Source organism: Enterococcus columbae DSM 7374 = ATCC 51263, assembly GCF_000406925.1.
In the GTDB taxonomy this organism is placed as follows: domain Bacteria; phylum Bacillota; class Bacilli; order Lactobacillales; family Enterococcaceae; genus Enterococcus_E; species Enterococcus_E columbae.
In genome coordinates, this window is the sequence record NZ_KE136352.1 from 91,072 (window position 1) to 113,532 (window position 22,461).

Here is a 22,461-nt window from a genome sequence, read left to right on the forward strand (position 1 = left end):
ACTTTATTTTATACCTATTATCACCGAATTCAACAACAAATTACCTTGACTATTTAATTTTTTTCTGATTCGTTCGGATTTATCATTGCTAAAAGAATAAACTTCGATTGATCATATAAAAATTTTAAAATGTGGCAGTTATCCAAAGTATGCTGAGGACAATTTTATATGCAAATACACCTAAACGTTTGTTCCTACTTTAAACGTTTAGGTGTAAACTCTCCTTATTTTGCTGTATCGGAAGCGATGATTTTCACATCACCTTTAATTTGCCATTCTTTTATTTCGTTTGGCAAAATACAGCTCGTGCCCATCTTCAATTCGTATTCCTTGTCACCTACAACTAAATAGCCATAACCTTCAATTACTGTCATCAAAGTATATGGACCCTTGGCAGCAATCGTTAATTCTCCTTTGACCTGCCATTCATAAACATTGAAAAATTCAGTTTCTAAATAAGTCGTTACTGCACTGTTACCCTTGCGTACTTCTTTCACCGCTAACTGTGGTGTTACCGCAGGGACCGTCGTTACATCAATCGATTGCTGAATGTGTAATTCACGGGTATTGCCTTGATCATCTTTACGATCATAGTCATATACTCGATAAGTCGTATCTGAGCTTTGTTGGGTTTCTAAAATCATAATTCCTTTACCAATAGCATGAATCGTGCCACTTGGAACAAAGAAGAAATCGCCTTTTTTCACCGGAACACGCTTCAATAAATCATCCCAGCGGCCCTCTTGAATCATCTGCGTTAATTCTTCTTTGGTTTGAGCATGGTGTCCATAAATAATTTCAGCGCCTGGATTGGCATCAATAATATACCAGCATTCAGTCTTCCCTAACTCGCCAGCATGTTGTTTACCATAGGCATCATCGGGATGGACTTGCACCGATAAATCATCCTCAGCATCTAAAATTTTAATCAATAATGGGAAAACCTCTTCGCTTTGATGCCCAAACAATTCTTGATGTTCTGCCCATAGTTGATCCAAGGTCATTCCTTGATAAGGACCATTTAGGATAACACTTTTCCCATGTGGATGTGCACTAATGGCCCAATCTTCTCCAATTTTATCACTAGGTAGCTCAAAGCCAAAGACCGTATTTAGCCGATTGCCTCCCCATATTTTTTCTTGAAATACTGGTTGCATAAATAAAGGTTCTTGCATTACAGAACTGCCCCTTTCAAATTAATCGTTTCCATTATAGCATAAATGACTAGGCTTTTTACTAGCTATTCTGTGTTTTTTCTTGCTGATAAATGGCTAATAATTCATCTCGCTTATTGATATAAGCTTGCCGATGATCAACTGGATGCACCCGATTCGATAAAAAAAGAAAAGCTTGCTGTGCTAATGGATCAATTGCCAAAAAAGTCCCTGTATAACCCGTATGAAATAAAAAGGCTTGCTCGCTTGCTCCTTTTAAATCCCAACCTAATGACCGACCCCCACTACCAGTTGGCGTTTGATCTTGTAAAAGCATCCGAACAGTCGATTCCTGTAAGTAATTGCCTCCAAAATCCAAATACATTTTACAAAAACGAATCAAATCATCCATATTCGTAAATAGACCAGCATTACCCGCATGGTTACCCAAAACGCGCGCCTTAGGATCATGCGTCATTCCTCTTAAAATTTCTCCACTAGCTAACTGCTCAGTAGGCACAATCGGTAAATTACTAAGCTTGGGTGGAAAACCACTAGCTTGCATACTTAGTGGCGTTAATACAACCTGCTTAAAAATCGTGGTAACTGGTTGCTGGTAGATTTCTTCTAGCATAAAGCCTAGCAAAATCGTCCCTGCATCTGTATACTTCACGACTTGACCTAATTGCTGGCCAGCCTGCATAGTTAAATAAGCCGCACGAAGCTGTTCGGCGGTGAGCTGGTCACGATTAGGAATATAGGTTTGAATATCTGCGGTGTGCGTGAGTAGATGTCTAATCGTTATGCGCTCATCCTGAAAGGTGGGTAAATAGCTTTTTAAAGGCCGGTCAAAATCAAGCTGACCTTGTTCATAAAGCTTCAGTAAAACACTCGTCGTACAAACCACCTTGGTTAAGGAAGCCACATCAAATAATGCTTGCTCATCCATTGGCTCAGTCTTTGGTAAAACAGCCATTTGTCCGATACTCTCGCTTATGATTTTTCCTTGATCAAATAACCAATAATTTACACCAGAAAAAACGCCCTGTTTTAAAAATTGATGAATTGTCTGTCTTGTTTTTGTATACATCTATTCCTACATTCCTCTCAATAACAAAAAAATCGAGTAAAGCCAACCATCTTCACAATGAACATGGTAATACTCTACTCGATCGCCTGTTTAACGTAAAAACCACCATTCTACCCCTACTGGATCATAGATGGTTAAAATTCGTTTTTTGCTATCTAAATAGTATTCCTGTTGCTGACTGACTAAATGCTCGATTAAGCGTTCAAATTGTTCATCCGTTAATGTAAATTTTAAAAAGTCTAAGCCTAAAATTTGATGACTAGGTACTTTCACATTTTCCGTATCACTAGCAACAACTGACAAATGGAAGGAACCATCCACTAACGCTTGGCTAGCCACTTGCTGCGCATTAAAATCAAAGCCTAGTGTTTCCTTCAAGAATCGACATTCTTCATTTACATCCAAGGCATGCAAGCCTAAGCCTGAAATTCGTGCGCCACTTGACAAAGGTAAAGCTGGATTAGCGCCAGTTAATAAAGAAGCCTCATCCATTTTAATCGCTTCAGTCGTACTTAATACTAAACGATTTTCTTCCGGATCGATAATTGTAAAGCTGCAATTTTCAGAGGTAAAATCAGCATCAATAATTGGATATTCAGCATGGACTAAACGTGAATAAACTGCTGCTAACTCAGCTAAACTTGGCACCTCGATATGATAATGATTTAACCGTTTTACCTCACCGAAATGCTCTTTTGCTCGTGGTGATTCTTCCAGCCAAATGCGCTCATTATTCGCATCAGCGGCGGCTAAAATAGCCAATTCATTTTCCTCTGTTTTTAATTTAAAGCCTAACATCTTACAATAAAAATCAATCATACGATCTCGATCTTTTACCCGCAAAGCTACCACACTTAATTGCGCCGATGGATCAAAACTAAATAAAGACATACTGTCAATTCCTCCCTATATTATCCCCAATTATTTTACTTAGAAATAGCAATTATCGCAAGAAATATGAGGCTAAAAATCAATTAATCACAAGCCTTTCATTTTTCCAAATTGAATCTTTAAAATTTTATATAACTATCTCCGAAACGAAAAATTATTATAAATATTTATATATCAGCAATATACATAAAATTAAATATATTCTATCAATGATTATTTATCACTTTCTCAAAAAAATAAGAAAAAATAAATAATCTAAAGGTGAACAACTCAATCCAGCAAATATTCTGATTCTTTACTAACGATTATGCTAAAAATATGTTAAAGTAGAGTTAAATAAAAGGAGGTTTCATTTATGGATAATTGTATTTTTTGTAAAATCATCAACCAAGAGATTCCTAGTTATAAAATTTATGAAGACGAGGTTGTCTATGCCTTTTTAGATATCAGTCAGGTAACACCTGGGCATACCCTCATCGTTCCAAAAAAGCATGCACAGGATATTTTTGAATACGACGAAGCATTAGCTAGCGAGGTATTTGCGCGGGTGCCAAAGATTGCTAAAGCGCTACAAGCAGCCTATCCAGAAATGCAAGGCTTAAATATTATCAACAATAACAAAGAAGTCGCCTATCAAACGGTCTTTCATTCACATATTCATCTGATTCCACGTTATAGTCAGCATGATGATTTCTCTATGCACTTTGGCAATCATACAGATCAGTACAACCCTGAATTACTTAGCGCAATCGCCAAACGTATTCAAGCACAGTTTGAAGCCTAGGAGGGATAGACAATGAAGGGATTTATGAAAGGCTTGCTCGTTGGTTCAACGATTGGTGGATTAATCACCTTATTCACTACTAAAAAACCAGGTAAAACGCAACGTGAAGAATTAAAAGCTCAGCTCAAAGCAACAACTGAAAAAATCGCCGATGTCAAAGATAGTTATCAGGAATTTACACAACAACAGCAACGACTTACCGAAACCGTACAAACATTGGTCCCTGAATTTCAAGAATCCTTGGCTAAAGATATTGAAAAGTTTCAATTTCAAACTAAGCCACGAATTGAGCGCATCAAAGAACAGGTAAGTACCCTGCAAAAACATCTTGGAAAATAAGGTTACAGCTCAATAAAAAGAACAGATTTACCTGATACCAGATACAATCTGTTCTTTTTTGCTTTAAATAGGCAATCAGTGAGACAAGAATGCTTTAGCGCTAGAAAATAGTCGGAACTAGGCCACCATCTACTCGAAGGGCTGCTCCTGAAAACGCCGTAGCATAAGGACTGGCCACAAAGACAGCTAAACGAGCAATTTCCTCTGGTCGAATCAGAGACTCAATTGGTGAGCATTATATTAAAAAATAGATGAAACATGTGTAGAAGGTTAGTGTAAATAGGAGGGTTCATAGCATGAAAAAGCGCTCACTTCTTTTGTGTATGGCAATTATTTTGGGACTAATCGGCACACTTTTATCTGTCAATTTCCTTCCCGTAAACCCCAAAGATTTAACACCACAACAAATAGATTATTTAATGCAGGAAGGAACAATTAACTACGAGCTTGGAAAAAAGCTACAAGTTTTCGCCCTAGTTTTTTTGGCAGTATATGTGTATTTTCTTCTTGAAGGTATCTACGCTTTGGTTAAAAAAAGAAAAAATGACCATTTAGACTAAAAAAATCGAAGAAATCTATTAAAGATTCCTTCGATTTTTTTGTTTTAAAACTTTTTCGTCAGCACTATTTTCTAATCAATCATTATTTAGATTCAGATGTTGAGCTAGAAGATGCTTCTGTGCTTGAGCTGCTTGCTTCAGTTGAAGAAGTGCTTGATTCTGATTTGCTTGAAGAAGATGAAGATTTCTTGCTTGAGCTGCTTGATGAAGTCTTAGTAGCATCCATGTAAGTAGTCAATACATCTGCAAAGGTCTTGTCTTTAATCTTCACATTCGCTTTCTTCAATTCTTGACCGATGACTTTCGTTACAAAAGTAGAATCATTTAATTTATTATCGATAGCGATTTGTTTTAATTCTTTCTTATACTTATCCATGTCGTTACCTTTGGCTTGGTTTTTCACCATTTTCACCACATAGTAAGTTGTTTGGTAAGTTGAGCTATCAGTTACTGCAATTGGTGTAGTCGAAATTTCACCATTCTTCAAGGCAAAGGCTGCTGTTTTCACTTCTGAAGGCACATCAGTTGTTGTTGAAGAGAATTTCACTTCGCCACCTTTTTTCGCTGAGCTTGCTAGAGATTTTTCCTTAGCAATTTTGCTGAAATCAGCACCGTCTTTTTGGGCATCAGCAATCACTGTTTTCGCTTCGTCTTCAGTTGATACTTGAATTAATTGCGCTGTTACTTCTGGGTGGAAAGATTCCCAAGCAGTCTTGTAGTCAGCATCTGTTAATTTTACGTGAGCACGTAAGCCTTCATCAAGTGCTAATTGTTGACGAATCGTTTTCTTAAAGCTTGCTTTTGTATAACCAGCTGCTTTTAATTGTGATTCAAAAGTATCACCATATTGTTTAGCTTGCTCTTTGTATTTTGCATCGACTTCTTTATCAGTTACTTTATCGCCATAAGCTTTCGTAAATACATCATAGATAATCATGCTACGAACAACGCTTTGGCTAGTAGAGTTAGATTTGATTTCATTGTAGAAGTCTTCCACAGTAATTGTTTGGCCTTTCATTGAGGCGATGGTTTGGTTAGAGCCATTTGAACATGCTGCTAAACCAAGTACACTAACAGCTGCCAAAGTGGCTAATAAAGCTTTTTTCTTCATGTAAAAATACACTCCTAAAATTTTTTCGAGTTCACACCCCTAACTATACCACAAATTAGATAAAAGTTGTGATGAAAATAGAGAATTCATAAAAATTTCATAATCAAATTCGTTATTTCAGGTGAGCATTACACTTCTTTAGGAACATAGAAATTACGATTATCTAAGCCAAAAATGCGATCAGTATATTCCCCTGGTGTCGTTTGGCGAATAGAGGTGAGCATCATTTGCATAGACGCATCGATATTATCAATTTGATGAAGAATTTCGGCTTCCATAATCTTTGGTCGAACGGGCGAACCATATTCTAATAAACCATGATGTGCCAAGACCATGTGCTTCAATACGATAATGTCTTCACGGCTTTGATCAATTTTTAAGGCGAGGCAGGCTTGCGTAATCTCTTCATCCACCAACACCAAATGACCGATTAAATTACCAGCAAGCGTGTACTCGGTAGTCATCGCCCCGCTTAACTCTAAAACCTTACCCAAGTCATGCAAAATAATTCCCGCATAAAGTAACGAGGCATTTAACTCATGGTATTCACGCACCAACGCCTTACCAATCCGTAGCATAGATAATGTATGAAAAGCCAAGCCACCAGCAAAGGCGTGATGATTTCGTTTAGCTGCTGGGTATTCAAAAAAGGCTTTTTGATATTTATTTAATAAATAGCGGACGATGCGGTTCCAGTTAGGATTCGTAATTTCAAAAAGAATCTGCTGGATTTCTGCTTCCATCTCTTCTTTTTTAATAGGCGCTTTTTCCATATATAGCTGTGGATCACAGGGCTCTTCTAATTTAGCTAGGCGCAGATGCAAAATCTTCACCTGTGGATTTCCTTGGTAAAGCTCTCTTTTACCGTTTAAAAACACCACTTTACCTGCTTCAAATTTTTGAATTTCTTCTTCTGAAGCATCCCAAAATTTACCATCAATGGTTCCAGAGGTGTCCTGAAAGGTAAAGGCAATAAACTTCTTGCCATTTTTCGCCATGCGAACATCTGCATTTTTAATTAAAGTAAATAATTGCATTTCTTCATCGACTTGATATTCTTTGATTTTTTTCATATCGGCTTGATTACTTATCCTTAAGCAATCAGATTCACATCCTTTTCTATAATGTATGAACCTTTTCGTTTAGCTCCTGATAATAGCTTACCATTTCTTTATCTGAAGACAAACAAATTACTTGATAATTTTTGCCAAAACGTTGAAATAATTGGGCTAAAGCTTTTTTGCGTTTTGAATCATAATGGAGCCAGCCGTCATCCACGATAATCGGACAAAGCACAGTCGGTAATTGCAGCGCTAAATAAGCAAAGCGTAAAGCCATGATTAGCTGATCCTTGGTGCCGGTAGATAATTGGTACAGCGCTTGATTATCTAGCTGTAATTCCGTTGATTGTAGACTTAATTGCTGATGAGCTTGATTCGATAAAATCGCCAAGTATTCACTAGCTAGCTGCAAGAGCTGTGGTAGCTGATCTTGTGATAAGTGCTTGGCAAAGCTTTGAAGCTGGTAGCTAACCAGATAATTCACACTCCATTGTTTTAGTAATTGTACAATTTCAAACTTTAATTGACTTTGCTTTTGATACAATTCTAAAAGGCTCCGGTCATTGCTTTGCTGTTTAATCGTCAACTCAATTTGCGTTATTTGCTTTAATTGCTCCGTAATCGCTTGTTGGCTTTGAGTGAGCTGTTGATTGACTGCTTCAAGCTTTTGCTGTAATTGCGCTTTAGTGATTGGTTGCTTAAATAAAGGCGCAACAATCGGCTTTAGCTCTAATAAGCGCTGCGCCATTTTTTGCTTAGTGGCTTGCTGGCGAAACCATAAAGGTAAATCAGTCATTTGTTCAATCTGATATTTTTGTAATAGCGGTTTTTGCTGAGTAAATAACCGTTCCACTTCTTGACGAGCTAAACGCAGGGCTTCGGCAATTTGGGTCACCGGCTGCTGCGAGCGTTGTAATTTTTCGGCTTGCAGTTCTTCATAAAAGCTACGTAATTGCTGATATTGCTCTAGTACAGGCAGCTTAGCAATCGCCAGCCATTCATAATAAGGACTGCAGGCTTGTTGGAAATGTGCTAAGCGTGCTGCCTGCTGATTCAATTCAGCCTGTAATTGCGCCTGTTGATCCATCAGCCGCGCCTTTTCTTGTACTTGATAGCTGGCTTCTTGAACCAAAATAGCTAGTTGCTCCACCGTTTGCTCTTGCCAATCAGTCGGTAAAAGCTGTCGAAGCTGGGCATTTTTTTGCTTAGCGCGCGCATATTGCTCAACGATTTGCTGATATTGGTCACTCACTTCATCCAAAGCCTGCAAATGCTGTTGCCACAAGGGCTTCAAATCACCAGGCTGCTTTTGCTGCTGTCTATAATAATGATAACCACCCACGACAAGCGCTGCTACCACAAATAGCAATGAAAGCCACGGTTGAAAGAAAAAGCTAATCACACTAGCTAAACCCAAGAATACCAAACTAAGTATTCCCAGATAAGCTGGTTTAGGAGCTGTCGTTTGAAAAATTTCGGGATGAGCCGCCTCAAATTGGTTCAAAGTCGTCTCAGCTTGCAGCTTTTGCTGTTCAAGATAAGCACTACGGTCAGCCAGTAACGCTAATTCCTGTTCACTTTGGCGTAATTTAGTTAAATCATCCGCATTTACCGCCTCGCTAGCTAGCGTAGTTGCTGGCAGCTTGGCTAAGGCCTGTTGGGTTACCTGCAATCGTTGCTTTAGACGTTCATTTTCAGTGGTTGCTTGATAAACCTGCGCTTCATCCTTTAATAGCTGATAGATAGCCGCTTCATGCTCTAAGAAAAACAAATAGCGTTGGGAACGCTGCCCTTGCTCTAGCTTAGCCAGCTTAGCTTCGTTGTGCTGAATCTGCTCCTGTAATTGACTGTATGCTTGATAAAAATGCTGTAAATCCTGCATATCCTGAGCATCCACCACCGTCAACGGCTGTTTTTGTAGCTCCTGATACTCCTCATATAAGGCAAAATGGAGCTGCTGTTGCTGATAGGCTTGCTTTTTTTCTAATAAAGCCTGCTGATTAGCTAAAAGCTGGGCCTGCTCGTCTTTGTATTGTTGTAATTGTTGGTACTCCTTAGCTAGAGCTGCCTGCTGCTGTTCTGCTACGGCAATGGTTTGCGCTAGCTGATCGTATTCCGCTAGCTTTTGATTAATTGGTAGCTTTTGGCCACGATCTGCATAGATCTTTTGATTTTCCTTTTCATAGGCGCTCACCTGCTGAAATAACTGCTGACTCCCCGTAATCCCCAGCGAAACTAAGGCGGACTGCAAGGCTTTTGCCTCCAAATGAGCCAAATCGTTTAATTGCTCCTGCTCAAAGGTAAACACCTGTCTAAACAAAGCTTCATTAAGTGGCCGAATGAGTTGGTAAAACGCTTCTTCACTATACTGCTGATTGCCAGACGTAATTTGCGCCTTTCCACGATTCACTAGCTTATAGCGCTCAATACAAAAGGTTTGCTGATTATGCTCGATAAACAACCGTCCACCATATTGACTATGATTTTCCGGCGTATAATCTCTTTTTCGCTTGCTTTTTTTCGGAAAGCCAAAAAGCATCGCCAAAATAAAATGATAAAGCGTTGATTTGCCTGCTTCATTTGCACCATAAAGCAGTTGATTGCCAGTCGTAAAATCAAAATGAAAATCACGATACTTGCCAAATCCCGCAATTTCTACTCGAAGTATTTTCATCACTTGTATCCTTTGCTTAAATTTTTCGATTTACTAGTCCAAGCTAGTAGGAGTATTTTGAAGGTATTTTTTTAATTCTTTGAGATAAGCCTGATAAATCTCATCAAAGCTTTCTGCTGCCCACTGTCCTAAATGATTCACTGCACCCAAGCGATTGATCAATAATTGTTCTAGTGCTTCTTTTGGCGCTTCAGTGATTAATTTTTGATAATCCTCTTCGGTTAACAACGGATAAAAGCTTGCCACTTCATTTTCTTCTATACAATCATAAACATAAATCGCTTGATTTTGCTGACTCAATTGCCAATTACAATGCTGCAATAACTCTGCTTGGTTACTTGCTTGCAGCCATTGCTCCGGTAATGCCGCAGTATCGGTCAAGCGAATTTGATATAACCCAGAAGATACGGTCTGTAAAGTTTGCATTAAAACAGGTGGCACCGCCCTTTGCTCTAAAACATCCTTTAGAGAAATAGTTATCTGCTTAAAAGGCAACGCCGCCACTTCTCGATAAGCATACTGGCAACCCTGCTTGGTTAGCTCGACTAAAACCACACCTGTCTGCTGCTCTTTTCGCGTATGCCCCTGTGGACAACCCGGGTAGAGAATCACTGGCTTTTGCTCCGATAAAACAGTCGGTACATGAATATGCCCTAGCGCCCAATAATCATAGCCCTTTTGTTTCAAGCTCGTTAGCTGAAAAGGTGCATAACGTTTCCCTGTTTGCTGTCCATGATATAAACCGATATGATAATCGACCGCCATTCGCGTAGGAAAAGCTGCAACCATCTCTTTTTCTAGCCAAGGATGCTCATAGCTAAACCCACTCACCGCATAAGTTTCTCCATGCTTAGTTTGCAAGGTAAAGGTTTGCACCGCTTCACTCGTAAACGCATATACATTATCAGGAAAAGTAAACCAATAACGCTCTGGTGTATAATAATCATGATTACCAAAGCTCAAAAACACTGGAATCTCTGCCTGCGCTAATCTTTGCATCTGTTGATTGAATTGATGCTGAATATATAAACTAGGAATATTTTGATGAAAGGTATCGCCCACCAGCAATACAGCATCTACCTGCTCAGCTAAAGCCAAATCAACAATATTTTGTAACGTCTGCTCATTGGCCTGCATGAGCTGATTTTGCATCGTAATGCTTTCTGGTAACCCTTCAAAAGCTCGATCAATATGTAAATCTGCACAATGTAAAAATCGCACCGATCATCTATCCTCTCTGAACGAAATTAGCGAAAGTCTTACATTTATCTGACTTTTCTACTGCTTCTATCATAACATGTTATAGCTAAAATAGCATTTTTTATACGAAAATTTGTTCGCTTTTTTGTAAAATTTGGCTTAAGTTTAACTGAATCCTCACAACTAGTCTAGCTCAATATCAAAATACGCAATAATTGACTGATTTTATTTTTTTACAGCAAGTAATAATCAAATAACCGCATCGTTGAACAAAGGTAGCTGACTACACTAAAAAAGCCAGGAAAATAACTTCCTGACTCACTCTCAATTAAATTCATTTAGCTATTGATAATCAGCCATTCGCCCACCCCTGAGCAAAACCAGCTACCACTTGATCCAGATGATTTACCGCATCCATTATTAATTGATCCACTGCATTGACTAACCAACGCTGCAATATAAAAAACGCAATTAACCCTACGATTAGTACCGCCCATTGAAATTTTTTTGACATCTGAGCAAAATCATTCCTCTTTTTCATCTAATACTATCCTTTCCCAAAACACTTCTGAATCAATATTAACTAAAAATAGTATCCCACAAAACAACTAATCGTAGTGAAAGTATTCCTGAACCGTCAATTTTTCTTCCTGAAACACAGATTGTATTGGGAAAAAATAAGCAACTAATCTTTCCTGTATAAACATTGTTTTGCCTACATTTTGCCAAATTTTCTACCAAAGCCTTACTGAATCTAGCTATTCAATCGTTTACTAATTTTGATTACATGAATACACAAAAAATTTTTAGATTAGATGGAAAATCAATGACACGCCAAAGCCTACTAAGGTCAAGCCAAAAACTGTGCCACTATATAGCCCTAAAGGTAAAAAGGGGGAGGTATTTTTATTCCCGTGTTTTTTCGTATATTTAAAAGCCTTTAAAACCGCATAAAATTCATAACCCCCCAAAATAACTAGAACTAGACCTACCAATGTTTCGAGCATATTATTCTCTTCCTTCAAAATATATTTTTCATTTTATTTTCTAAACTAATTTTGCTCGTAAGCCTTTAAAATATTTTCTGGCGACTGGACACGAAAGATTATTTTCAAAATACACGCAATTACCCTGTCGACTGACTTCCAAAATGTTTACTATATTGACAATCGCACTTTTGTGGCAACGATATAGGCGCTCATCCATTTTCTCAATTTCACTCAAGCTACCATAGAATTCCAATACTTTATTTTTAGCAATGAGCTTGATTCGATGATTTTCAACTGTTTCAAAATAATAAATATCCTTATAGGGTAACTTGATTATTCGTTTAGGCAATACTAAGGTAAAGTCATCGCTAACTGTAGCTTCTTCATACTTATCATGAACATACTGCAAAGCCTCTTCCACACGTTTAATCATTTCAGGATCACTTTTATCAATAAAATCTAGCGCACTAACCTTATATTTATAAGTAATCGGCGCAAACTCTGAATGTGTAGTCACAAAAATAATCGTTCCTCGACTATCTAGCTTTCGTATTTCTTGTGCAATCTCCAAGCCTTTTTTAGTTTCATTCTTGATGTCGATATCTAGAAAATAAATTTGATTAAAGTCCTCTGAATCAATATTTTGTAACAGCTCCTCTACCTTTGCCGTATCAACTAAGGAAGCAATTGCTATCTTTTTTCGCTGAGCATATTCTTCTATAATTCGCACTATTCGCCGGCGCTGCAGCAAATGGTCTTCTAGTACAAATACTTTCATCTTCCTTCTACCCTTCTATACTCATCCTACAGACACTAGGTAATTAATGTTTATTTTTTCCTTGATTCGCACTTAATCGATAATATCTCACCACATTTACAATTAGGACAATTGAGGCAACTGCCAAACATAATTTTTCTAATGGACTATTATTACCTAATCTAGTCATAATCATAATTAACGCCCAAGCTAGCCATTGCTTTTCTAGCTTAATTTTGTAATCTTCTAACATAGCCTTTCTCCTCATAATTAAATATTATTCAAAAGTAAATGAATGACTATTGGACACCTGATATCCTTGGTATAATAATAAACACTTCCCAATAACCAGCCAATAATGCTATACATGATTAATGCTAGATCCAAATGAAAAGTATGTAAGAATCCAAATAGAAATCCCGAGATAAAAATGCTGCAAAATGCCGAAAAATTAGTATTTTTAGTAAAAAATAAATTCATAAATATCCCACGAAAAATAAACTCTTCTAAAATCGGTGCAAACAATCTCACCTGTACCGCCGCTAAAATGGGTGTATTAGTCGCTGCTGTATCAAGCACTTGCTGATTAGCCGTTGTCGGCAAATAGCTAAACATAAAATTAATTCCTAAAGCTAATATCATAAAAATCAGCGTTAACAAAAGCTTATTTTTAACCGGTATTGCTTCATTTTTCTGGCTAATTTTTTTATAAATCATCTGCATTAATATAAACAGAAGTACAGCAAACAAGCTATCTATGATTAGCCATTTCCATTGCTGCGTAAATAGGGCTTTGGCACTGAGATTAAAATATACTTCAAAATTGGTAAAGGTATATAAAATAATCAGCATTACCATTAGCAAGATTTTTTTGAATTGTTTCAAAATTAACAGCCTCCAATTATACAAAGTCATTCAGCTCAGTAGGTAAATAGCTCTAAAATTCTTAGGGTTATTTAACCTACAAATCAAGCTTAGCATATCATAGAAGCCTTGAAAGACGTTTTACCTATTTAGCCAAATTTTATACCCAACAGGTCTATTGTTATAGGTGATACTCAGAATTTTTAGTTATTCCTCCATCGTCAAGGTTTGTAAAAACACACCATTCGCTAATTCTGTTTCTAAATAGCAAAAATCATATTGCTTTAGAATTTCATCTACGTTACTTAGCCCTACACCACGATTTCTACCTTTAGTTGTATAACCTGGCTTTTTCAATTGGCTAATATTCATTGAAGTCAATAACGTACTGTTACTAATAGCAAAAACAATATCCCCTTGATTAACAAAAAAAGCAATAGAAATTCTAGGATTGACCGTGCGTTTAGCTTCTTCCATTGCATTATCAATCAAAATAGAGAAAATCCGAATGAAATGCAGACTAGCCATAGGTAAATCAGGAATTTTCTCCTTGATTTCAACCTCTACCGCAATTTTTCGATCTCTAGCTTGCGTGATTTTCCAAAACATCACGCTTTTAATCGCCGAATCACGAATATTAGCTAATTCATTAATATTGGTTGCTTCAATTTGTCTAACCAAGCGAACATTTTCTGAGGCTAAAATTTCTTGATAAACCTGTTCTATTTGTTCAATATCCTTAGTATCAATACTTTCTTGTAGACTAAGCAAAATGTTTTGGTAGTCATGACGAAAGCCACGCAAAGTCTGGTACATCTTCTCAATTTCTTCTGTATATACAGCTAAGTTATCCAATTGCGTTTTTTGCAGTTGATTAATTTCTTCTTTAGCTGCTAATTGAGATTTAAAGGTTAGATAGAAAAATATAATAAGCAAAATGGGAATAAAAATGAACATAGTGTACTTTGCGTATTCACTGATCCCCTCACTATTTAATGAAGTAACCTCATTCAGATAAGACACTAAGGTCACAAAATAAATAATCAATAAAATGATATTTACTTCTTTAATATTATTTTTTATTAAAGGATAGTTTAAATAGGACTTTGCTGGATTCATAAAAATAACCCATTTATGCGTAAAAATAGTCAGTATACCTGCGATAAGCATAAGGATACCTACAGCTACTGGTTTAGCAAAATGATAAAGCTGATTAACCAACATCGCTTTGACTATCCAGCCATAGAGCCAAAATATTAAAAAGCCAAGATTATAACTATAAAAAGAATCAAAAATTTTAGCTGAAAGGTTATTGATATTTCGGTATTCTTTCTTAAATTGAAAAGCAAAACTAATAATCGGATATAAACAAATACCTAATAGCTTAGGTTCAGCACTATCAAGAAACATATAAATAACTATTGTATAAACAGCTATCATTTCAAATCTAGTCAATTTTGAAAATTTCACCTGAGAAATATCCTGAAATATAGTCAACCAAATATAATGATAGCCAATAGAAAAACCTAGCAATAAACTTACTGGTAATATAACAGATACTATCATCAAGATTAAATCCATTCCTTCTCTACTGCACGTTGCAAGTTAAACGGTCCATATGTTGCCTCGATTTGTGCTTTTTCACTAGATAAACCGGTTTTTTCTCTAAAAACTTTTTCAAAAATTTCCGGCTTAGCAATCGGTAAATCATTGGATGGTAGCATGACCACATAATGCTTGGGTAACGGATTGATCCAAGTCCCCAATTCTTTTAATTCATCTAAAGGCAGCTTTTCAGTATCCTCTGCCAAAATAATTTTGTATTGACGAATATTTAATGCTTCATTAATTTTCATTATTCATTCCTTCTAACTCTGTTTTTAACCCCAAAGGCTTTCGATAACCCTCTCAAGCTAAGCTTACAGTTTGATTATAAACCGTTCGCTTGTTTTTTCCGCTTTTTTTACCTAACACAATGCTTTTTTTACCTAACTGAATTATTTACAGACTAATGGTAAATTCTTTTTTCTTAACTATCCCCGACGATAGCCTTTAGTAATAAAGTATGTTGAAAAGTATTTTTACAATTAAGATAATTCTTAGTTAGCCTAGTCTCTTCGTGCAGGTAATACCCATATTTTCATATCTAACCAAATTACTTCTCATTTTGGGCTAAAATAGTCCGTAGCTTTTCTGGTTTGGTTAGCATGAGTAAATGATCTGAGAGAGAAATTGCTTGATAATCCACTGGCAAAGGCTCACTTGAAAAGATAGTTGTTTTTTTAATCTTAGCATAGCTATTTTCTAGATTACTTTTTGTTGATACACCAGAATAGCTTGCCAAATAGCTCAGCATCTTTTCATTGCTTAAAACAGTCCGATATCCCTGATTATTTGGAAGCAAATTATAACTTAAAATTGTTAGTAATTGTTCATCATTTTGCTCATCAGTACTCAACATATACTCATAATATGCAGCCTTACTAGAAAAATTCGTTGGCTGTGGATGATTTTGTAAATAGCTAAGTTCAGTTATAGTTGGTAAAGCAGCAAAGCCATCAATTAGTATGAGCCTATTACATAAAACATGATGCGTAGCTAAAAATTGTAATATGACTACTGTTCCAAATGACGCAGCAATGATTATACTTTCTTCATGCATACGAGAAAATTTCTCGTCTAATGTAGCTTCAATTTTAGCTTGTTTTATCTCTGAGAAAGAATCATCTAAAAATGTCAGATACTCTATTTTCTTTTCTCTAAATTCAGGCTTTATTTTATCCCAAATATGCTCACTCCAGCCCAATGGTGAAATAAGCAATACATCAATCCTATCCATAAATTACCTCCAAATGAATTTATCGCTTTACAATAATCGGCACAAAATATTAGTAAGCCATATTATTATCCGTATAGCATAAACAATAAAAAGTAGCATCCTGTTATCCAATGAATGAAAACAATGCTTTTTATATTTTACCTACCACGCTCTAGTCACGCAAGCTAACTATCATTCACCAACGCATAGAAAAATAAATGCAAATAAACTGCTACCCCCTAATATTCAGATAGCAGTTCTTTATCTCAAGAAATTAACGTATATTCTTTTAAAAATCTCTTTTTTGAAATCAAGCGGCGATGTGTGAAGTCAATAATGTCTCCTTCATAGCCTATTGAATACATCGCATAGCCAAGGAAGCCGCCACCGCCAGCCGAACCCATCGAGCCTAGCTTTAACATTTCTTTAGTTGATGGGTTCAATCCTGTTAAAAGAATTCTTAACTTGTTATCCACCCACACTAGATAATTCTTTTTAAAGCCCTCAATCACCCAATCAGGTCGTTCGCTGGTTCGACTAATTTCCCAAACCTCTGCAACTTCTCTATCTTTATAAATCGCTTTCATGTTTGACACCTTCTTTAAGTAATCGTTATCGATAGTATATACCTTGCAACAGCCAGCCAAATCAGTCTAATGGATGATTTTTTAGATACAAATCTGCTGAAAAATTATCCTATTAGAAAGAACGCGGAACACCAATTTCTAATTGAATTCTTTGAAAGGCTTAAAGCGCTAAAAATTACAAAGTGTTCATTAAGATATAGAAACTTTTTTTCTGTTCTTGCCGTCTGTACTAAAATAACGATGGCAAACACTAAATATAATAAACCAAATAAAAATTTCATCATAAAATACTCCTATTCATTTTTACAATTATAGGATTATATCCAGTAATTATTTATTAATATGATTTAAGCCTACTGCTATTCCACCAAAGAATCCGATGATGAATAGTATTGAAAAGAATATCCAATATCTATATGGATAAAAGACAGCTGCTATTTTTTCTAATTTATTCACCAATGTAGTCCCTCCTATCACTTCATTTAATTCATGCGTTGATAATACTTGATACTTTTTCGTTAATTCTCCGCCAACTCTCTTTTCCTGACATCAGTATTATGCCATACTCACAAAATTTTTGGTTAAATCATTCCTGAAATACAGTTTTTTATTCCTGAAATGAATAAACGCAAATTTTCTAGTAAATTCTCAGCATTTTAAGCGAGCATATTCTCCTTTTTCTATGAAAATAAAAAAATATTTATTTCCTCGGTTTTTTGCTATCGAAGAAACTTTTGGATTATTTCCCTAATATTGATAGACTTAAAGTTGGTTATTAGTATGTTATAGATTATATTTCAAAATTAGTTTATATAAATCTCATCAAATATATTAGCGTCAAAGCCACTATCGTTATTTTCCTTTTTTCTTTCTCTTTTATAAAATAAAAAGTAGCTATAAGGGATATTAAATAAAATAGCGCAATTAATAGTTCTTTATATATATTATTCATATTTATAATTCATCTCCATTTAATTCGTGCTTTCCTAATTCTTTATACTTATTCATTAATTCTCCTCCAGCTCTCTTTTCCTGACATCAGCATTATGCCATACTCACAAAATTTTTGGTTAAATCATTCCTGAAATATAGTTTTTTATTCCTGAAATGAATAAACGCTATTTTTTCTAGTAGTTTCTGTAAACGACTAATAACAAGGGGTATCGCATCTCTCTAATTCTATAAAAAAGATTTAATAAATTGAAAAATAAAAGATGCTATAAAAAAGAATATGAAAATCTTTAAATAGGTGCCAGGTTTATTAAAATCCCAATTAAATTTTAAAATATTATTAAATAAATATTTCATAGTTAAGTACCTCCTATTTTGTTAAATCAATCATTGCAATTATAGTAAATCCAGTAATTGCTGAACAAATAAAAATCTTATCTAAGCCAATTAGAATTGGTATCCAAACAATTCCACCGTCAATTTTTTTAATTCATCCAGAGGTAATGATTCAAAACTATTTTTTTTCATAGTCATTCTTCTTTTCTTTTTTATTAATAAAACAATATAGTAATAAGCTTGACGAGATAGTTAGTAGCGTAAATAATAGATAATTTTTATTTACTGAATGATTATATAAAACATTATATATAATATATATTGGGTGAATAAATATATTAGTAATTAATACGAAATTGACTATTTTTTTTGGTGTCAATATTATTTACCTACCTTTTTTGTTGCTTGTCCGATGACTACTCCCACTCCAAAAGTTCCAACAAAAATTCCAATCCTTTCTGCAATCATTGTTTCCGTAATCAATAATTCTCCATTAATTTGGTCTAAATCAACATCTTTCAACTGCTTAAATTTTGTTACATTCATAAAATTCCTCCTAAATATATATATTAATTTCAGATACAATTAGGTATTATCCGAAAATAATCCCTTACAGAAATCCAACAGCTTGTCCTACTTTATATGCTAGACAAGAGCCTCCGCTGATAGAATAAAGTTGTTTTTCTTCTAATTTTTTGAATTTTTCCATTTTGCAGGATCTTTCTTTATTTTTTATGTTTTACAAATCCGGCTAAATGCAATCCGTCAAGAATTCCTCGGATGAAATCTTTTTGTCTGCCATTAATATTTTGTCATTCTGATTTATTGGTTCTTTTAAAGCTATTCATTTTGATCTACTTACTTATAACTGAAATACTTTCATTTGATATGGATAAACCTATCTTTATTACTCAAGATAGATAATGCCTTGCTTACAGTCTGACTAGTAAGTTATCTAACTTTTATTTTATTTAATCCATAAATAACTAGAAATCCCATCAAACCACAGACAGAATATTTTTCTGCTACAAATACGGTAATCCAAGTACAAAATATGTAATAAAAACATACGATTAAATAAACAGTTTAGAAATGAATATAAAGGACTTTCTACTCCTCTTCTTTTTTATATCCTTTTGGGCCACGGAAACAAATAATTGACATAACAAAGCAATCTATTTCCCATATAAGAAAAGCAAGCAATAGGCTAGAAAATGAATGAAATTGAATTGTTGGGATAAAAAGAATAAAAACCACTGCATTCAATAAAAAATCTTTAATGATTTTTTTGTAATCTAATTTAAAGTTCATCATCCATTCCCTTTCTTCATAACATCATCGATTAACACACGATCAACAACCAATCACCCTTATAACTTCAACATCTATCCAACCAATGCTTCTCCATCACTTTACTGTCTCTACGATAACACTTCTTTTGTCGTATTATTAGGGATTAATAAATCAAAAAACAAATAAATAAAAAATGTTCTTTGTTGCTAAATGGGTTATATGCCACTAGTAAAGAGATTAAATATTCATCAAAACTATTTTTAACTGGTTAGCCGCCTCAGCTTCTCCTTCAACTCAACTAGCTACACTTTTCCATAATACGTGCAAGATGGTTGGTGTAAAAAAGATTCCAATTTTATTAAAAATAAACTCGACTTCTCTTATGTCAAAAGTATCCAAAGTAGTAGAATAATATTTCAATTGTTGGTTTAATCTTTCTTTTCTTTAGAGATTAAAAGAATAAAAAACAAGATAGAGGCTATATACGGGACTGGGATAGAAAGTATCCAGCTTGGTGCTCTGTATATGTTAGCATCATTCAAAATATATAAGATAAAATGCCCCAGAGAACTCATAAATAATATTATTTCTAGAAAATATTTTAAAAAATGACTTCTCTTACGATTCATTATGCTTTCCTCCTATTAAGTGGTATAATCCCGCGCTTTTTCACATGCGGATAATTCTTTATACTTTTGCATTAATTCTCTTTTCCTGACATCAGCATTATGCCATACTAACAAAATTTTTGGTTAAAACATTCCTGAAGTATAGGTTTTTTATTCCTGAAATGAATAAACGCAATTTTTTCTAATAATTTCTCAGCATTTAAAGCGAGCATATTCTCCTTTTTCTATGAAAACAAAAAAATACTATCGTGAAATGCTAATTCATTTCTCGATAGTATCCACTAAAAATGTGTATTGAAGATTTCTTTAATTTTATTTGCTTTTCCTAATGAAAATTTTTTACATAAATCTGGTGTAAAGTAAATCATGCGCTTTTTAAAGTCAATTTCCTTAGCATTATTTACTTGGACTAAAGTCGAACGACTAATTCTAGTTAAACTTGGATATTTTTGTTCAAATTCATTCAGTTTACCATAAAATTCATACTGACCATTCTTAGTATACAAGACTAATCGATGTGGCATCTCTGAGGGTTCCAAAAAATAAATATCTGCCAAATCAATCGTAAAGACTTGTGAACCAATCGAAAAAATAAATGCTTGATTTTTAGCCACTTTTGTTGCATCTATTCTTTCCTTAGCTAATAACAATAACTCAGCAATTTCACTTTTATACGCATCTAACTCCTGATCCTTTTGAACAAATCCCAAGGTCTCTACTCTTCTTTGGATAGTTAAAGGTAACATTTCATCATGTGTAGTAACAAAAATAATTTTTGCTTGCACATCATATTTTCTTACAAGCTCTGCCAGTTCAATACCATTCATTGCTGCATTTAAGTCAATATCTAAAAAATAAATACCTTGTGTAGGATGAAATTGCTTTAAATATTTTTCTACTTCTGTAGGTGTCTGCGAGGTCAGGACTATTTCAAAGATTTCATCATGAAATAGAATAAAATTCTTAATAATCCTTTCTAGCTGATTTAACTGTAAAAGCTGATCTTCACATAATATAATCGGATATTTCATACAATCTCCCTTCTAAAATAAGACTACCACCTGAGCTAAAAACTGCTTAGACTCAACACGATAATTTACAAACATATTTTTATTCTTTTTATTGATTTCTTCGATATTTGATAATCCCAAGCCATGATGCCCTGCTTTAGTGGTTACTCCTTTTTGTGTCATTTTTTCAAGTGCGATCGCTTCATTATCAAAACGATTGATAATCGTAAATTCTAGTTGTGTTTCATCTTGATAAATAGCAATAGAAACCTCCTTCTCATCACTTCCTACCACAGCCTCCAAAGCATTATCAATTAAAATACCTAATACACGAATAAAATCAAAGATATCCATCGGTATCTTTTGAATCTCATTTGGACATTCAAAGGTGCAGTGAATATATTGTTGGCTTGCCTCATACATTTTTGATAATAATAAACTTTTAACATATTCATTTTTCACATTTTTTAAATAACGATAGGCAAATTTATCAGTTAAATAAGGCTGGGAGTAATGTTCCAGTGATTCTATTTGTTCCTTCAATGCTAAATCTTGATGAAAGGTAGCACGTTCCTTCAAGCTTAGAAGTAAATTTTTATAATCATGTCTAAATCTGGCTGATTGTTCCTGATCTTTTTCTAAAGAATCGGTATATTTTTTTAGATAAATCAGTTCCTTATCTTTTACCTTTTGTTCATATTTTTCTTTTTGCTTTATGGTCATCCAGATAAATAAGACAGTTACAAATAACGTTTGAATAATTAAAAATAACAGGATGCCAAATACAAATTGATCGAAAATCTCTCGCTTATGAGCAGTATAGGCTATGAATGTCTCCATGACGAAAATATAAATCATAAAAATAGCAGTAAATTTTGAGCCATAACGTAGAAAAAAGTTATTCACTTTAAATTTTTGATAAATAAAAATAACTATAACTACAAATATATACTCTAGTATCAATTCTCTAAAAATATAACTATATCCTTTTACCCCATCAAAATTTGCAATATTGGCACTAATGGTCGAGCTAACAATAAATATTAAATCCCTAGTAAGCAAACAGAATAATAATTTATTGATTATCAATGTATTATTTTTTTCTTCTCTCCGTAATATAAAGTAGCCAAAGATAACAGGAATAATGTCTGTAATATCGAAAAATATATTTAATATAAAATTCAATATTACCATTAATAACATTAACCAATATTTTTTTTGTCTGATATTATTGTTTATGGCATAAAAAAGGAAGACGAATATAAAATTATTTATAAACATCCTCAATAAATATGCTTCTGTATTAATTAATATCAAACTAATCCCTCCAATATAGGATTACCAGTATCTTTTTAATAGTGAA

The 22,461-nt window shown here is 34.5% G+C and carries 25 protein-coding genes and 1 pseudogene; 3 read left to right on the forward strand and 23 right to left on the reverse strand.

Going from position 1 to position 22,461, the window contains the following annotated elements; translation table 11 throughout:
- Positions 1-224 precede the first annotated feature (224 nt).
- From manA to RK02_RS11730, 3 genes are all read right to left on the reverse strand, one after another.
- On the reverse strand, positions 225-1,175 hold the full coding sequence (gene manA, locus RK02_RS11720; protein ID WP_016184447.1) for a mannose-6-phosphate isomerase, class I: 951 nt from the start codon (positions 1,173-1,175) through the stop codon (positions 225-227).
- Positions 1,176-1,236: 61 nt separating this feature from the next.
- Complete coding sequence (locus RK02_RS11725; protein WP_016184448.1) at positions 1,237-2,244, reverse strand: serine hydrolase domain-containing protein; 1,008 nt, start codon at positions 2,242-2,244, stop codon at positions 1,237-1,239.
- A 90-nt stretch (positions 2,245-2,334) separates the two neighbouring features.
- Complete coding sequence (locus RK02_RS11730; protein ID WP_016184449.1) at positions 2,335-3,135, reverse strand: VOC family protein; 801 nt, start codon at positions 3,133-3,135, stop codon at positions 2,335-2,337.
- A gap of 355 nt (positions 3,136-3,490) precedes the next feature.
- On the opposite strand from RK02_RS11730, the gene RK02_RS11735 reads away from it, so the two are divergent.
- Together RK02_RS11735 and RK02_RS11740 are read left to right on the forward strand one after the other, a co-directional pair.
- The gene (locus RK02_RS11735; RefSeq protein WP_016184450.1) at positions 3,491-3,919 is read left to right on the forward strand and encodes an HIT family protein; all 429 of its coding nucleotides are present in this window, start codon (positions 3,491-3,493) and stop codon (positions 3,917-3,919) included.
- Positions 3,920-3,931: 12 nt separating this feature from the next.
- Positions 3,932-4,258: a YtxH domain-containing protein gene (locus RK02_RS11740; RefSeq protein WP_016184451.1), complete on the forward strand. Its 327-nt coding sequence runs from the start codon at positions 3,932-3,934 to the stop codon at positions 4,256-4,258.
- 100 nt (positions 4,259-4,358) lie between these two features.
- Here RK02_RS11740 and RK02_RS12205 read toward each other — a convergent pair.
- A pseudogene (locus tag RK02_RS12205) lies at positions 4,359-4,490 on the reverse strand (SDR family oxidoreductase); the annotation flags it as partial.
- Positions 4,491-4,554: 64 nt separating this feature from the next.
- Between RK02_RS12205 and RK02_RS11745 the strand changes: the two are divergent.
- Entirely contained in the window at positions 4,555-4,818 is a 264-nt protein-coding gene (locus tag RK02_RS11745) for a hypothetical protein (RefSeq protein WP_016184452.1), read from the forward strand.
- A gap of 82 nt (positions 4,819-4,900) precedes the next feature.
- On the opposite strand, the gene RK02_RS11750 is transcribed toward RK02_RS11745, so the two are convergent.
- The 19 genes from RK02_RS11750 to RK02_RS11835 all read right to left on the reverse strand — a co-directional run bounded on the left by RK02_RS11750 (position 4,901) and on the right by RK02_RS11835 (position 22,415).
- Complete coding sequence (locus RK02_RS11750) at positions 4,901-5,929, reverse strand: peptidylprolyl isomerase (RefSeq protein WP_016184453.1); 1,029 nt, start codon at positions 5,927-5,929, stop codon at positions 4,901-4,903.
- 128 nt (positions 5,930-6,057) lie between these two features.
- Positions 6,058-7,002: a 3'-5' exoribonuclease YhaM family protein gene (locus RK02_RS11755; RefSeq protein ID WP_016184454.1), complete on the reverse strand. Its 945-nt coding sequence runs from the start codon at positions 7,000-7,002 to the stop codon at positions 6,058-6,060.
- Between the two features lie 46 nt (positions 7,003-7,048).
- Positions 7,049-9,664 (reverse strand): ATP-binding protein, encoded by a 2,616-nt coding sequence (locus tag RK02_RS11760; protein ID WP_016184455.1) that lies wholly within the window; start codon positions 9,662-9,664, stop codon positions 7,049-7,051.
- Between the two features lie 33 nt (positions 9,665-9,697).
- Positions 9,698-10,885: a metallophosphoesterase family protein gene (locus RK02_RS11765; RefSeq protein WP_016184456.1), complete on the reverse strand. Its 1,188-nt coding sequence runs from the start codon at positions 10,883-10,885 to the stop codon at positions 9,698-9,700.
- A gap of 331 nt (positions 10,886-11,216) precedes the next feature.
- Positions 11,217-11,378, reverse strand: coding sequence for a hypothetical protein (locus RK02_RS11770; RefSeq protein WP_245555724.1), 162 nt, complete (start codon positions 11,376-11,378; stop codon positions 11,217-11,219).
- A 292-nt stretch (positions 11,379-11,670) separates the two neighbouring features.
- On the reverse strand, positions 11,671-11,871 hold the full coding sequence (locus RK02_RS11775) for a hypothetical protein (RefSeq protein ID WP_016184458.1): 201 nt from the start codon (positions 11,869-11,871) through the stop codon (positions 11,671-11,673).
- A gap of 40 nt (positions 11,872-11,911) precedes the next feature.
- Positions 11,912-12,631 (reverse strand): LytR/AlgR family response regulator transcription factor, encoded by a 720-nt coding sequence (locus tag RK02_RS11780; RefSeq protein ID WP_016184459.1) that lies wholly within the window; start codon positions 12,629-12,631, stop codon positions 11,912-11,914.
- A gap of 43 nt (positions 12,632-12,674) precedes the next feature.
- Positions 12,675-12,863, reverse strand: a complete 189-nt coding sequence (locus tag RK02_RS11785; protein WP_016184460.1) for a hypothetical protein — start codon at positions 12,861-12,863, stop codon at positions 12,675-12,677.
- Between the two features lie 17 nt (positions 12,864-12,880).
- Positions 12,881-13,495, reverse strand: coding sequence for a CPBP family intramembrane glutamic endopeptidase (locus RK02_RS11790; RefSeq protein ID WP_016184461.1), 615 nt, complete (start codon positions 13,493-13,495; stop codon positions 12,881-12,883).
- 186 nt (positions 13,496-13,681) lie between these two features.
- The gene (locus RK02_RS11795; RefSeq protein WP_245555726.1) at positions 13,682-15,040 is read right to left on the reverse strand and encodes a sensor histidine kinase; all 1,359 of its coding nucleotides are present in this window, start codon (positions 15,038-15,040) and stop codon (positions 13,682-13,684) included.
- 5 nt (positions 15,041-15,045) lie between these two features.
- Positions 15,046-15,330 (reverse strand): hypothetical protein, encoded by a 285-nt coding sequence (locus tag RK02_RS11800; RefSeq protein ID WP_016184463.1) that lies wholly within the window; start codon positions 15,328-15,330, stop codon positions 15,046-15,048.
- A gap of 299 nt (positions 15,331-15,629) precedes the next feature.
- Positions 15,630-16,313 carry a hypothetical protein gene (locus RK02_RS11805; RefSeq protein WP_016184464.1) on the reverse strand — a complete coding sequence of 228 codons (684 nt, stop codon included), beginning with the start codon at positions 16,311-16,313 and terminating at the stop codon, positions 15,630-15,632.
- Between the two features lie 245 nt (positions 16,314-16,558).
- Positions 16,559-16,879: a hypothetical protein gene (locus tag RK02_RS11810; protein ID WP_016184465.1), complete on the reverse strand. Its 321-nt coding sequence runs from the start codon at positions 16,877-16,879 to the stop codon at positions 16,559-16,561.
- 330 nt (positions 16,880-17,209) lie between these two features.
- Complete coding sequence (locus RK02_RS12505; protein WP_281168777.1) at positions 17,210-17,335, reverse strand: hypothetical protein; 126 nt, start codon at positions 17,333-17,335, stop codon at positions 17,210-17,212.
- 1,212 nt (positions 17,336-18,547) lie between these two features.
- A complete protein-coding gene (locus tag RK02_RS12415) occupies positions 18,548-18,712 on the reverse strand; it encodes a hypothetical protein (RefSeq protein WP_016184468.1) in 165 nt (54 codons plus the stop codon).
- A gap of 564 nt (positions 18,713-19,276) precedes the next feature.
- Entirely contained in the window at positions 19,277-19,480 is a 204-nt protein-coding gene (locus tag RK02_RS11820) for a hypothetical protein (RefSeq protein WP_016184469.1), read from the reverse strand.
- A 407-nt stretch (positions 19,481-19,887) separates the two neighbouring features.
- Positions 19,888-20,088, reverse strand: a complete 201-nt coding sequence (locus tag RK02_RS11825) for a hypothetical protein (RefSeq protein ID WP_016184470.1) — start codon at positions 20,086-20,088, stop codon at positions 19,888-19,890.
- Between the two features lie 281 nt (positions 20,089-20,369).
- A complete protein-coding gene (locus RK02_RS11830) occupies positions 20,370-21,119 on the reverse strand; it encodes a response regulator transcription factor (RefSeq protein ID WP_016184471.1) in 750 nt (249 codons plus the stop codon).
- 12 nt (positions 21,120-21,131) lie between these two features.
- Positions 21,132-22,415 carry a sensor histidine kinase gene (locus RK02_RS11835; protein ID WP_016184472.1) on the reverse strand — a complete coding sequence of 428 codons (1,284 nt, stop codon included), beginning with the start codon at positions 22,413-22,415 and terminating at the stop codon, positions 21,132-21,134.
- Positions 22,416-22,461: the final 46 nt, after the last annotated feature.